Source organism: Kaistella sp. PBT33-4 (genome assembly GCF_029194425.1).
Classification (GTDB): Bacteria; Bacteroidota; Bacteroidia; order Flavobacteriales; family Weeksellaceae; genus Marnyiella.
In genome coordinates this window covers 521,876-535,510 of record NZ_JARFYL010000003.1, presented here as the reverse complement: position 1 = coordinate 535,510, position 13,635 = coordinate 521,876, and the positions used below count along the sequence as shown (strand labels likewise).

The window sequence follows — 13,635 nt, the reverse complement described above, 5'->3', positions numbered from 1 at the left end:
AGGGTCCTGTATCTATTTGTTGGCGATACTTTTATATTTTAAACCGAATTCCTCCAACAAGACAAAATGTATAACTCAATGAAAATGTTGTTTTACATAAGAATGCTGAAGAAAAAAGAATTGAATAATGAAAATTAAGTACTTTCTTTTGCTGGTTTTCTCTATAGGTATTGCATTAACTGTGTACACTGGTACACGGTATATCAAAGGCGTAGAAATAGAATCAACGACTGCTCCAATCACGAACTATCAACAATTGGATATCCATTGTGCTGCCCACATTAGAGACACGAGTTCTATGCAAATTTTCTTTGATGGACAGTCGTATACGGTGACGCTGTCGGATGAGCTCTGTGAGGAGATAAGGGAGAATACCGTCACGCCTACACTTTTTTACTATCAGGAAAAAGATGTGGTTTTTCAGGAAGGACTTTTAATGCCCAAAGTATATATCTCACTATCTTTTTTTTCTGCAATCTTACTTCCGCTAATAGGCTTTATTGTCTACAGAAAAGAATTAAACAATAGTGTTTCCAGCATGTAACTCGGCCTACGCAACATAAAATATTTTATCTAATTATCTTCATCGGGTGTAATGCGCAGCTTTTTATAAGTAGATACACGTCCAGCATGCGGATATCCACCCTACGTACCTTCCCGCAATTTCCTATCTTTGCTTCATGTCACACAACAACGATAAAAGGCTCTTTCTGATTGATGCCTATGCCATGATTTTCCGTGGATATTACGCTCTGATCCGCAGTCCGCGAATGACGAGTGACGGCAAGGATACTTCCGCGATATTTGGATTTACGAACTCGCTTATCGAACTGATCCGCCGGGAAAAACCTTCGCATTTAGCCGTGGTTTTTGATGTGGGTGTGGCAAGTGTAAGAACTGTTGATTTTGCTGATTATAAGGCCAACCGAAGTGAAACCCCGGAAGCGATTACCATTGCTATCCCATACATTCACCGTATTCTTCAGGCTATGCATGTACCCATCCTGGGTGTGGAAGGCTATGAGGCGGACGATGTGATTGGCACCATTGCCTGCAAGGCTGAAAAAGAAGGTTATACCACTTATATGGTTACCCCCGACAAAGATTTTGCGCAGCTAGTCACTGAAAAAATAAAAATCTACAAACCGGGTATCAAAGGCGCGGAATTTGAAATCCTGGGTGTGGAGGAGGTGAAAGCCAAATATGAGATTGAAGATCCAAAACAGGTCATTGATTTCCTGGCCATGATGGGCGATTCCGTAGATAATATCCCCGGACTTGACGGTGTGGGCGAAAAGACCGCCAAAAAGTTCCTGAAGGAATACGGTAATATTGAAAATCTGCTGGCAAATACGGATCAGATTAAAGGAAAGCTCCGCGAAAAAGTGGAAGCAAGTGCGGAGCGCGGAATCCTTTCAAAGAAACTGGCCACTATTATCTGTGATGCGCCAATTGAGTTTCATCAGGAACAGTATGATCTTGAAATCCCGGATTTTGAGCAGGTTAAATCTGTTTTTGATGAACTGGAGTTCCGGCGTCTATACGAAAACCTTTACCGGGCTTTCGCACCTTCAGCAAATGAGAACAGTGAGGTTAACAAACTTGCCGGCTTTGAGCAGGTGAATGTAAATAATGCTGATGAATCCCGGACTGCCGGACCGACCCAGCTGGATCTTTTTGCCAATTATGAAGAGCTGGACAGAGCAACCGAAACCAAAACCACAATTGAAAGCAATGACCATCTTTATCAGTTTGCGGATACGGCTGCAGCGCAGGAACTGTTGGTAAGCAACCTGCTGAAGCAGCGTGCGGTAAGTTTCGATACTGAACTCAACTCGCTGAATGAAATGGAGGCAGATATCGTGGGCATCAGCTTCTGTTACCGCAAAGGACTGGCTTATTACGTGCCGCTTTCGGAAAACCGTGATGAGGCTTTGCAGACGCTGGAAAGATTCCGTCCGTTTTTCGAAAAGGAGGATATTGTAAAAATAGCCCACAATCTGAAGGTAGATTTCAAGATCCTTCAGCAATATGGTATAGATGTAAAGGGAGCCATGTTCGACACGATGATCGCGCATTACCTGCTGAACCCGGACGGCCGCCATGGTCTTGATTATCTGTCGGAAGTTTTCCTGCAGTACAAACCTGTCGCTATCGAGACACTCATTGGCAAAAAAGGCAGGAAACAAGGCACCTTACGAGATCTGTCCGTGGAAGAGCAGACCGCCTTCGTGGCCGAAGATGCCGATATTACCTGGCAGCTGTACGAACTATTTGCTCCTCAGCTCAAAAAGGAAGACCTGGAAGATCTTTTCTATAAAGTTGAAATGCCGTTGATGGAAGTTCTGGCAAAGATGGAACTGGAAGGCGTTTCCCTGGACCTGGCTTGGCTGCAGCAGGAGAGTAAAGACCTGGAGGATGATCTGCGCGCGTTGGAGAAGAAGATATTTGAACTCTCGGGCGAAGAGTTCAACATGAATTCGCCGCGCCAGCTGGGCGAAATTCTTTTCGACAAACTGCAACTTGATCCAAAAGCCAAAAAGACCAAGACCGGACAGTACGCCACCTCCGAAGATATTCTGCAGAAGCTTTCATCCAAACACGAAATCATAAAGCATATCCTGGAGTACCGAACCTATCAGAAACTGAAGTCCACGTATGTGGATGCGCTTCCGCAGCAGATAGACAAGGATGACAACCGTGTGCACACCACTTTTTCCCAAACCACGGCCGCAACCGGCCGTCTGGCAAGTGTGAATCCCAACCTGCAGAATATTCCAATACGAACTGAGCGCGGGCAGCAAATCAGGGGTGCATTTGTAGCCGGTGAGGGAAAGAAAATTATTTCGGCAGATTACTCCCAGATTGAACTTAGACTTATTGCGGAGATTTCCAATGAGGATAATATGATCCAGGCATTCCGGAACGGTGAGGATATTCACGCATCTACAGCGTCCAAACTCTTCAATATTCCTCTGGAGGAAGTCAGCAAAACCCAGCGCAGCCAGGCCAAAACAGTCAACTTTGGGATTATCTATGGACAGGGTGCTTTTGCCCTGGCCGAGCAGACCGGTCTTTCCAGAACTGAAGCTAAACACATGATCGAAGCTTATTTTGAAACCTATCCGCAACTCAAAAAATATATGTCGGAACAGGTAAAGAAAGCGCAGGAGCAGGGTTATGTGGAAACAGTACTGAAGCGCAAAAGGCATTTGAAAGATATTAATTCTGCCAACTTTGTGGTGAAGGCTCATGCGGAAAGAAATGCCGTGAACGCACCGATACAGGGAAGCGCCGCGGACGTTATAAAACTGGCCATGATTAAAATAGATAAGAAGTTAACGGAACGGAATATGGAAACCAAAATGCTTCTGCAGGTTCATGATGAACTCCTTTTTGAAGCACCTGTTGAGGAGGTAGAGGCAGTAACTGAACTCATACGGACCGAAATGGAATCGGCGCTGGAAACCAAAGTTCCACTGCTTGTGGAAGTGGGAGCCGGCGCAAACTGGCTGGAGGCACATTAACATTAATTTTAAATAAATAATTGGAAATGAAAGCGGTACTTTTTTTGCGGAACCAAACCGGATATCACCATGGAGAGGATTATGGAAGTTTATCCAAGGCATGCTGCCGTGGTAGACGATTTTAAAAATTCCGGAAAAGTTTTGGGCATAGGCCCCTACGGTAACCCGGGAGAAGGCTCAATGGGAATATTTACTGACATAGCTTCGGCTGAGGAATTCAGTAGAATAGACCCGTTCGTGCTGGAAGGAATTGTTTCCGAAATCACCATCAGGGAATGGAATGACTCGCTGTTGGGATAGCTTAGCTTGAAGTGAAATTTCTAAAATAAAGCATTCCGCCGCGGAATGCTTTTTGTGTCAGATTCCTGCGCAGTACTGATGGCTAACGGATTAGGAGCCGATTATCCAATATTAATATAAATATTGATCTTGAAAACAAAATATACCGCCGTTTCGCACACAGATGCGAACGGTTACAGATACATCACTGTTGAAAATGATGAAAACGATGTAAGGATTTACACGCTTAAGAACGGTTTACAGGTTTACCTGGCTCAAAACTTGGACGCCCCGCGTATACAAACCTATATTCCGGTTCGAACAGGCAGCAATAATGATCCTGCTGACAATACAGGACTGGCTCACTATCTGGAGCATATGATGTTCAAAGGAACCTCAAAGATAGGTACATTGGATTGGGAGAGTGAAAGCGCGTTGCTGGAGGAGATCGCTGAACTTTACGAGCAGCATAAAGCTGAAACAGACCCAGAACGGAAAAAAGACATTTACAGGAAAATTGATGAGGTTTCCCAGCGGGCAAGCAAGTTTGCTTTGGCCAACGAATATGACAAGTGTATTTCAGCACTGGGCGCATCCGGAACGAATGCCCACACCTGGCTGAATGAGACCGTTTATAAGAACAATATTCCGAAAAATGAACTTGAACGATGGCTAAAGATTGAAAAAGAGAGGTTCAGCCAACTTGTCCTGCGTCTGTTCCATACCGAACTGGAATCAGTGTATGAAGAGTTCAACCGTGCGCAGGATCACGATGGGAGGCTGGTCAATAATGCGCTTATGGAACTGCTGTTCCCGACCCACCAGAACGGGCAGCAAACAACGCTTGGAAAGGCAGAACACCTGAAGAATCCTTCCATGAAGGCCATACACCGTTATTTTGACGAGTTTTATGTGCCGAACAATTATGCCATGGTCTTGGTGGGCGATCTTGAATTTAACGAGACCATCCGCCTGGTTGATGAATATTTCGGTGAATTCAGTTACCGCGAACTGCCTGCTAAAACTCCTGTGGTGGAAGAGCCTATGACGGGCATTGTGAGCCGCATGGTAAAAAGTCCTACGGTGCCGAGATTGCAGCTGGCCTGGAGAACCGACAGCTATGGAACAGATGAAGCCTTGCTGGCAGATCTGACCGCGCACATCCTAAGCAATAGTGGCGAAGCCGGGCTTTTGGACCTTCACATCAATAACGCACAAAAAGCACTTTATGCTACAGCATATGCCACCGCATATAATGAATATGGCAATTTTTCAATAGTTGTAGTGCCTAAGGAGGAGCAGACTTTGGATGAGGCTAAAGAACTTGTCCTGGCAGAACTTGAAAAAATAAAGCAGGGGGATTTTCCGGAATGGTTGCTGCCTGCAATCATCAACGACTTCAAGGTACAGCGTGTGAAAGGTCTTGAAACTGCTGACGGTCTGGCTACAAACCTCTACCAAACTTATATCCGAAAACAAACGTGGCAGGAAGAACTTGCGGAAATGGACAGGTATGAATCCATCAGCAAGGAAGAAATTGTTCAGTTTGCCAATAGGTTTTTCCTCGATAATTACGTCATTGTTTACAAAGAAAAAGGGGTAAACGAAGATCTTTTACGTGTAGAAAATCCCGGAATTACGCCCGTGACCATCAACCGCGATGCCGAATCAGATTTTTTAAAATCTTTGCTGGCAGAAAAAACAGGAGACATCCAGCCCGAATTCATCGACTATAAAAATGAGATTGAAGTGATGGTGCATGACGGTGTAAAATTCAATTTTGTGGCAAACCGTTTCAATAATCTGGCGCAGGTACACTATATTTTTCCCTTCGGCAGTGATCATGACCGCGAACTTGCCCTGGCCACACAGGTGCTGCAGTACCTTGGTACTGCGGCTATATCGCCGGATGAACTGAAGCAGGAATTTTATAAAATCGGGATATCGCATGAATTTAAGACCGCACCGGATCAGTTAACTATAAGTTTAACCGGTCTTGAAGAAAATATGGTTAAAGGTGTGGAACTTCTGCATCACTGGATTCAGGATGCCTTACCCGACGGGGCTGTTTACGATGAATATATAGAAACCATACTGGAGAGCCGCAATGCCGCAAAACGCGATAAGGGCAGGATTATGCGTGCACTTCAGAATTATGCTAAGTTCGGCACGGAATCGCGTTCCCGTGACGTAGTTTCTGAGCAAAGACTGCGCGAAATTACCTGCAAAGAACTTACGGACAAGTTAAAGGAACTTTTTTCCTTCCCTCACGAGATCTTCCTGTACGGGAACAGCATGCAGGATCTTAAAGCGGCCTGCATACCATTTCTCAGAAAGATCACAGCCACAGTTCCGCAAAGAAAAATATACCCCCAGCCGGAAACGGGAGGCAAAGTATACTTTGTAGATTATGACATGGTGCAGACGGAGCTCAGTTTGCTGGGACGCGCGGGAAAGGTAGATACTTCCACTTTTGGACGCATTAATGTTTTTAATGAGTATTTCGGCAGCGGTCTTTCCTCCATTATCTTTCAGGAACTGCGTGAAAGCAGAAGTTTGGCCTATTCGGCTTACGCTGTTTATCAGTCGTCACCCGAATTACAGGACGCGGACTACATTACCACTTATATTGGTACGCAACCGGACAAGCTGGAAACTGCAGTGCAGGCTATGGAAGAGTTAATGGTGAATCTTCCGAAATATGAGGCACAGTTTGAAAGTGCCCGGCAGGCTACTCTGAAGCAACTGGCCTCCGGCCGTGTAACAAGGACCAATATTTTCTTCAATCATCTCAGATTGCAGAAGCTGGGCATTGACTATGATTTACGGAAAGATATGTATGCGGAGGTGGCAGAACTTACCCTGGACGGACTGGAAAAATTCTATAAGGAAAAAATTCAGCCTGTAAAATATAATGTCGCTGTAATGGGGAAACGTGAGAACCTTGATCAGGAAGTCCTGGGACATATGGGCACTGTCAGTGAGCTTACGCTGGACGAAGTTTTTGGCTACTAAGAGAAGATTATTTCATTCAAAAACCTCATTATTTACGGATAATGAGGTTTTTCTTTAGCGGTGACTTCAGGCGGAAGTAAGCTGTTTCCCTGCGCAGGATAGTGGCCGCCGCATCATGTTCCATAGGAATTCTTTGAAGATTTTGGATGAAGGAATCGGTTTTGATTCCGGCCGTGCCGAAACTGTAGACATGGGGATACCTTTGGTACATCTGCTCGAAGAAAGATTTGCTTACGCCATAATCCGTGAAGGGAAATGCGAATGCATCCTGCAGGAAACCGTTCGTTTTCATGAAATCCAAACTTCGGAATGTGGTTTCCAACTGCTCATCAACAGTCAGTTCTGAATAATAAGGATGATCCCAACTGTGCGCTCCAATGCCAAAGCCTTTACTTTTGAGTTCCTGCAGCTGGGTGAGGTCCAGATAGGGTTTATTGACCCGGATATATTCAGTAAAATTAAGGCCAATGGATTCGGCAATCAGATCCAGCAATGCCCGCCGTTTATATGCGGTCTTTAAAATATAATGGCTTATTTCCTGTACGCCGGCATTTTGTAAACCGCTTATACTTTGCAGCAGTTTCAGATCGGCTTGTTCAGTTTGGATTTTTTCAACCAGCAGACTGGCCTTACACCGAAAAAGCATATCCTGCTGATCCACAAACGCAGGATTCACAAAATTTACCGCATAAATTCCTTTTCGTTCCAGAATTGGAGCTGCGACATGCAGAAATTCGGAAAGACCATCATCAAAGGTTAGCAGAGCCACTTTCTTACCCACCGGAACTCCGGATTTCTTAAAATTTGTGAAGCTCTGCCAGTCTTCTGCAAAGATGAAATGTTTCAGCAGGTAATCAAGATCTTTTTCAAACTCCTTTTCAGACTTTACCCGATACAAATGCTTCAGATGAGGCAAAGGTTGATCCGAAACCGTGTGATAAAGAGGAATACAGTAATCCAGCGGGTAGTTTTGGGCGTTCAGTGGACCCGAAAATTTAGACACGAGATTGATGACTAGGTCTTTAAAAGGCATATTCAAATATAAGTAAAGATAAGCTGTTAAACCTTCGTACCTAAGCTTTGGTGTTCAATCTGAAGTGTTCCCAAACGTTCGCGGTATATGCTGATGACTTCCAACAGTTCTTCAGGTGTGAATTCCAGATACCTGTGATTAAAATTATAGTTTTCTTCGTTGATGCGCAGGAGGTTCTTCCTTGTAATAAGCGTTCCGCGCCTTTGTGTACGGGTCTTGACAGTTCTGTAAACGATCCGTAACTCGTCAATCTGATCCCATTCGTAAAAATCCTTTCCGTAAACCGTGATCCCTTCGGCGGTAAGCTTGACTAAAACCTTATTTTGGGTACGGATCATCTCGATAATAAGCAGGACGGTGAGAGGCACGTAATACGCAATTGCCAGGAAGGTGATGAGGTGGCGCGCCGACTCGGTGAAAAGGAAAACGAGCAGGAGCGGCGTAAAAAGCAGAAAGGCTTTCAGATAATTTTTCAGCAGCACCTTCAGCGAAGCTTTTATATAAACAGGATTCATTTTGCCTAAAAATAGTCAAAAAGGAGGTGGTTTCACAAGTTATTGACTCTAACCGCCAACTTTTCAGTAGTATATAACTAGGTCGGCGAGGTGAGTATATTTTGGTACAATTTATAATTTTCATCATCAAAACAAACAAAAATTATCTTACCGATACTCCGATCGTGGACGAAATCCTGAGCCGCAGTTACCGCAATGCGGGCGGCACGTTCCTTTGGAAATCCGTAGACTCCTGTGCTGATGTTTGGAAAGGCAACCGACTTACAGCCATTTTTTAAAGCTAAGTTCAGGGAACTCGCATAGCAGTTAGCCAGCTGCGCGTCCTCACCATTATTTCCGCCTTTCCAGACTGGCCCTACAGTGTGGATGACGTACTTTGCCGGAAGATTGCCGGCGGTCGTAATTACAGCTTCCCCGGTCTTGCAGCCACCCTGACGTGCAATAATTTTCCGGCAATCTGCCAGAATTTCAGGACCGCCGGCATGGTGTATAGCGCCATCTACACCGCCGCCACCCAGAAGTGAACTGTTGGCGGCATTAACAACGGCATCGCAGGTAATTTTAGTGATATCTCCCTTAATCAATTCAATCATATTCAAAGCTAAAAAAATCCCGCGACAAAAGCCACGGGATCTGTGATATGAGTTATGAAAATCTTATTTGACGATTTTCATTTCATCGATAAGCCATTTTGCATCGGCATACTTATCAATGATGAAAAGAATATATTTGGTATCAACCATAATGTTCCGGCTGAAACGGGGATCGAAGTTAATGTCACTCATGGTTCCTTCCCATTGTCTGTCGAAGTTCAGACCGATCAAGTTACCATTTGCATCAAGGGCCGGACTTCCGGAATTACCACCGGTGGTATGGTTGGTAGCCGTGAAGTTGACAGGAACATCGCCAGTCTTATCCTTGTAAATACCGTAATCTTTGGAATTATACAGGTCGATGAGTTTTTTCGGCACATCAAATTCATAATCTCCAGGGATATATTTCTCCATAATTCCCGCCACGTGGGTCTGATAGCCATAAGTTACAGCATCCCTTGGATTGGAGCCCTTCACCTGACCGTAGGTTACACGCAGGGTAGAGTTGGCATCAGGGAAGAACTGACGGTCCTTATCGGTTTCCATTTGCTGGGCCATGTATTTTTTCTGAAGCACATCGATTTCAGCCTGAAGTGAAGAAACTTTGGCATCTGTAGAAGAAAGATAGGCTTCTCTCATTGCAGCAGCCAGTTTCAGTATCGGATCATTTTTCAGCGTCTTTATCAGTTCCGTTGGATTCGCAAAAACCTTATTGATGTCAGTATCCACAGTAGCACCGTTAAATGCTTTTCTACCTGTAATAATGGAGTTTTTGGACCATTCCTCGATTACCGGGATATTCTTCTTATCGTCCTTGTACTGGCTGAAATTTGCAGGAAGGAATTGCTGTGGTGTCTTATTGGCATAAAGTGCAAGCAGTTCAGCAGTTACGACAGCATCAAGCTCACCACTGTAGTTTTTGTAAAAACCTGCCAAACGGTCAGTGAAGGCCGTCATGGTCTTGCTGTCTATTTTCCCCGCTTCATAATTCTGCATAAAACTTAAATACTGATTAGCCAGGGTAAGTGTCTCTGCGTTCCGCACCACTTCGGTATAGTACGCGCGGTTCAGGGCGTAAGGAGCCTGTTCGGTATAAAGTCGGTTCAGGCCGTCGATGGTAGGCTTGATCGTAGCGTTTTTGGCAATCAGTGACTGCTCATAGCGCTGCTTTTTACCCACGGCATCCGATTTTTTAAGGCCTTCCACTTCGCCTATCCATTTTTTCCAGTAGTTGGCAATGGAAGCGTACTTGGAAGCATATTTAATACGGGTGGCGGCATCTGTACGCATTTTAGCGTCAAGTGTTTTCAGTGCTACCTCACGAACTGAAATCATGGCCGGGTCAATCTCGGTCATTACTTTTTCCACTGCAATAGCCGGAAGATATTCTGTTGTTCTGCCAGGGAAACCAAAAACAAAGGTAAAATCATTTTCCTGCTTGTCCTTTATAGAGACCGGAAGGAAATATTTCGGTTTGTAGGGAACATTATCTTTGGAATATTCCGCAGGCTTGTTGTTCTTATCAGCATAAATCCTGAACATCGCAAAATCACCTGTATGACGTGGCCATACCCAGTTGTCCGTATCCGAACCGAATTTACCTATGCTGGACGGCGGTGCACCTACCAAACGGACATCTTTGTACGTCTCAATTACATATGCGTAATATTTATTGCCATAATACATAGGTTTTACAACCACCTTTTGCCAGGGCTCAAGTTTGAAAGCGGCTTTGGCTTTTTCAATGTTTTTATTAATCAGCTCTTCAGCTGCTTTTCCTTCCAAATTTTGAGTGCCGGCCAGCACTGTTCCGGTAACTTCCTTTATGTCAGCAATAAAATCAACTGTCACTCCCGGATTTGGCAGTTCGCCGGTCATGTTTTTGGCCCAAAAGCCATCTGTAAGATAATCGTTCTGAACTGAACTGTGACTTTGGATCTGTCCGTAACCACAGTGATGATTGGTGAGCAGAAGCCCCTGAGGCGAAATAATTTCCGCAGTACACCCACCATTGAACTGAACTACCGCATCTTTAATACTTGGTTTGGAAGTGTCAAAGATCTGTTTTGCGGAAATCTTCATTCCCAGTTGCTTCATCTCCTTTTCATTAAGCTCGGTGGGAATCCACATTCCGCCGTACTGCTGCCCGAAGGCCAGGGCTGCAGGAAGTAAGAGTGCTGTTATCAGCACTTTTCTTGTATTAATCATATATCCTGAATTATTTTTCCGGTTAAGAGACCTATAAGTCTCAGGTTTAAACAAAATTGCCCTAAAAATACAGAATTTTAGGGACTTGGGAAAACCGTCCTCGGGAAGACCTGCACCCCTAAAAAACTACTTAGTGGCTTTTTTTTTCCAGCCGGGCAGCGGCACTGCACGAAATCTCCATGAGATCTTTCCATTCGCTCTTATGCCGGAAAGGTATGGTATACCATCCACCCATAGGTCTGCCTTCTGCCGGAGTGAAAACACTGACTCCCGAAAGCTTCTCGGCTCTACTCAGGGTTTCGCCTGATAGTTTGACAACCAAGAAATCCCGCCAAAACATGGCACCGGCTTTTCCGTTTGGCATTTTTACACAAAGGGCACCAAACATTTTTCCTGGTTTGGCTTCAGGAATCTGTGTGGTCAGTTCATTAAAATAGAGTTCTGCGTCAGACATTGTTTTATTTATTTGATGAAAAATTCTTGTGTTGTATCCTCACTGCGTTCAGTATTGCTAATAGTGCTACGCCCACATCCGCAAAAACAGCTTCCCACATCGAAGCTAAACCGCCCGCACCCAAAATCAGTACGACCGCTTTTACGCCAAATGCCATGATGATGTTTTGCCAGACTATCTTTTTGGTTTCGCGACCTATCCGGATTGCCATTGGGATCCGGGAAGGCCTGTCGTCCTGAATCACCACATCAGCAGTTTCAACAGTAGCGTCGCTGCCAAGTCCACCCATGGCTATTCCCACATCGCTCAAGGCGACCACAGGGGCATCGTTTACGCCATCACCAACAAAGGCCACGCTTTTCTGCCCGGATTTAAGTGCCTTTACCTTAGTGACCTTATCTTCAGGTAACAGATCACCATCAGCATCCGTAATGCCAATTTTATCTGCAACCTCCTTTACTACAGCTGTTTTGTCGCCGCTAAGCATTGTAATATTGACACCCAGTTTTTTAAGTTCTTTCACCGCATCGGCTGCATCTTTTTTAATCTGATCGGAAATGGTAAGATATCCAGCGAATTTCCCGGTTACAGCAACAGCCACAAGTGTGTCTGAAATGGATGAATGTTCAATTTGATGATCAATATTAAATTTGTCCATCAGCTTAAAATTACCGGCCAGATATTCCTTTCCATCTAAAATTCCTCTTAATCCATGTCCGGCAATTTCTTCAAAATTCTGTACTTCTGTATGGATTACAGGCCCTACAAATTCCCGGATTGCCGTCGCGATTGGATGGGTAGATTTGCTTTCAAGAGTGTTGATACGCTGTAAAACTTCATCTTTGTTAAAACCTTCCCGAATGTATACTTCCTGAACCTTAAAAACACCTTCTGTCATGGTTCCGGTTTTATCCATAACTACATGCCTTATCCCTGCCAGTACATCCAGGAAATTACTTCCTTTAAATAGAATACCGTTTCGGCTGCCGGCGCCAATGCCTCCAAAATATCCGAGAGGAATGGAAATGACTAAAGCACACGGGCAGGAAATCACGAGAAACACAAGCGCCCGGTACAGCCAGTCCCGGAATTCATAATCAGCTATCAAGAAATAGGGTAACAGACAGATGGACAATGCGAGCACGACGACGATGGGCGTGTACACTCTGGCAAATTTGCGTATAAAAAGTTCGGTTTTCGCTTTTTGGGAAGTGGCGTTCTGAACCATTTCCAGAATGCGTGACAGTTTTGAATCTTCGTAGGGAGTGGTAACTTCTACCAGAGACAAAGTGTTGACATTAATCATTCCCGCAAGCACGATATCGCCGCTTTTGTATGTGCGGGGCTTGCTTTCACCTGTGAGCGCAGCGGTATTGAATGATGCCGATTCGGTAATCAGTTTTCCGTCCAAAGCCAGTTTTTCACCCGGCTTTAGTTGGATCATCTGTCCATTTGCTGCACTCTGAGCTTTAATGAGTCTCGGAATTTTGTTTTCTATAACCGTCACCTCATCCGGCCGTTGGTCCAGCAGCGACTTGATGTTCAGTTTGGCCTTTTGGACAGCCATAGCCTGGAAAACTTCGCCTACGGAATAGAACAGCATTACGGCCACGGCCTCCGGATATTCGCCAATAGCAAAAGCACCAATGGTTGCAATGGTCATCAGGAAAAATTCAGAAAAAAAATCGCCGTGCTTAATACTGTGCCAGGCTTCCTTTATTACCGGAAAACCAACCGGTATATAAGACGCCAGGTATAATGCCAGTCTTAAGCCCTCATTTAACCAGTCTGGCTTCAGTACATACTGAAGCAGCAGTCCTATACTAAGTAACGTTAGTGATATAATGGCAGGCAGAAAGTGCTGAACAGTTGTTTTTTCGCCCGAGTCGTGGCTGTGGTCGTGATCATGACCATCTTCTGTTTTATTCTCGCTTTTATCTTTAGGAGATGGTCTAGTATTAGGGCCGTTTTCCTGCGGTTTTTCCTCAATACTGCAGCATTCTTTTGACAT

10 protein-coding genes are annotated in these 13,635 nt (G+C 44.7%); 4 read left to right on the top strand and 6 right to left on the bottom strand.

Features of this window, described 5'->3' with window-relative positions; translation table 11 throughout:
* The first annotated feature begins 127 nt into the window (after window positions 1-127).
* The 4 genes from P0M11_RS08565 (at window position 128) to P0M11_RS08550 (ending at window position 6,821) form a co-directional block, all read left to right on the top strand.
* Window positions 128-544, top strand: coding sequence for a hypothetical protein (locus P0M11_RS08565; RefSeq protein ID WP_275625285.1), 417 nt, complete (start codon window positions 128-130; stop codon window positions 542-544).
* Between the two features lie 136 nt (window positions 545-680).
* On the top strand, window positions 681-3,527 hold the full coding sequence (gene polA / locus P0M11_RS08560; RefSeq protein ID WP_275625284.1) for a DNA polymerase I: 2,847 nt from the start codon (window positions 681-683) through the stop codon (window positions 3,525-3,527).
* A gap of 63 nt (window positions 3,528-3,590) precedes the next feature.
* Entirely contained in the window at window positions 3,591-3,827 is a 237-nt protein-coding gene (locus tag P0M11_RS08555) for a YciI family protein (RefSeq protein WP_345774360.1), read from the top strand.
* A 126-nt stretch (window positions 3,828-3,953) separates the two neighbouring features.
* Window positions 3,954-6,821 carry an insulinase family protein gene (locus P0M11_RS08550; RefSeq protein WP_275625349.1) on the top strand — a complete coding sequence of 956 codons (2,868 nt, stop codon included), beginning with the start codon at window positions 3,954-3,956 and terminating at the stop codon, window positions 6,819-6,821.
* Between the two features lie 28 nt (window positions 6,822-6,849).
* Here P0M11_RS08550 and P0M11_RS08545 read toward each other — a convergent pair whose 3' ends face one another.
* From P0M11_RS08545 to P0M11_RS08520, 6 genes are all read right to left on the bottom strand, one after another.
* Complete coding sequence (locus P0M11_RS08545) at window positions 6,850-7,854, bottom strand: polysaccharide deacetylase family protein (RefSeq protein ID WP_275625282.1); 1,005 nt, start codon at window positions 7,852-7,854, stop codon at window positions 6,850-6,852.
* A 26-nt stretch (window positions 7,855-7,880) separates the two neighbouring features.
* On the bottom strand, window positions 7,881-8,369 hold the full coding sequence (locus tag P0M11_RS08540; RefSeq protein ID WP_275625281.1) for a hypothetical protein: 489 nt from the start codon (window positions 8,367-8,369) through the stop codon (window positions 7,881-7,883).
* A gap of 77 nt (window positions 8,370-8,446) precedes the next feature.
* Window positions 8,447-8,962 carry an O-acetyl-ADP-ribose deacetylase gene (locus P0M11_RS08535; RefSeq protein WP_275625280.1) on the bottom strand — a complete coding sequence of 172 codons (516 nt, stop codon included), beginning with the start codon at window positions 8,960-8,962 and terminating at the stop codon, window positions 8,447-8,449.
* Window positions 8,963-9,025: 63 nt separating this feature from the next.
* Window positions 9,026-11,170, bottom strand: coding sequence for a S46 family peptidase (locus P0M11_RS08530; RefSeq protein ID WP_275625279.1), 2,145 nt, complete (start codon window positions 11,168-11,170; stop codon window positions 9,026-9,028).
* A 130-nt stretch (window positions 11,171-11,300) separates the two neighbouring features.
* Window positions 11,301-11,624 carry a hypothetical protein gene (locus P0M11_RS08525; protein WP_275625278.1) on the bottom strand — a complete coding sequence of 108 codons (324 nt, stop codon included), beginning with the start codon at window positions 11,622-11,624 and terminating at the stop codon, window positions 11,301-11,303.
* Window positions 11,625-11,628: 4 nt separating this feature from the next.
* A complete protein-coding gene (locus P0M11_RS08520) occupies window positions 11,629-13,635 on the bottom strand; it encodes a heavy metal translocating P-type ATPase (protein ID WP_275625277.1) in 2,007 nt (668 codons plus the stop codon).

What these genes read in the sequence shown, in the direction of transcription:
- P0M11_RS08545 (WP_275625282.1), bottom strand. Translation starts at nt 7,854, where the DNA reads ATGCCTTTTAAAGACCTAGTCATCAATCTCGTGTCTAAATTTTCGGGT.
- polA (WP_275625284.1), top strand. Translation starts at nt 681, where the DNA reads ATGTCACACAACAACGATAAAAGGCTCTTTCTGATTGATGCCTATGCC.
- P0M11_RS08535 (WP_275625280.1), bottom strand. Translation starts at nt 8,962, where the DNA reads ATGATTGAATTGATTAAGGGAGATATCACTAAAATTACCTGCGATGCC.
- P0M11_RS08540 (WP_275625281.1), bottom strand. Translation starts at nt 8,369, where the DNA reads ATGAATCCTGTTTATATAAAAGCTTCGCTGAAGGTGCTGCTGAAAAAT.
- P0M11_RS08530 (WP_275625279.1), bottom strand. Translation starts at nt 11,170, where the DNA reads ATGATTAATACAAGAAAAGTGCTGATAACAGCACTCTTACTTCCTGCA.
- P0M11_RS08520 (WP_275625277.1), bottom strand. Translation starts at nt 13,635, where the DNA reads ATGTCAAAAGAATGCTGCAGTATTGAGGAAAAACCGCAGGAAAACGGC.
- P0M11_RS08525 (WP_275625278.1), bottom strand. Translation starts at nt 11,624, where the DNA reads ATGTCTGACGCAGAACTCTATTTTAATGAACTGACCACACAGATTCCT.
- P0M11_RS08565 (WP_275625285.1), top strand. Translation starts at nt 128, where the DNA reads ATGAAAATTAAGTACTTTCTTTTGCTGGTTTTCTCTATAGGTATTGCA.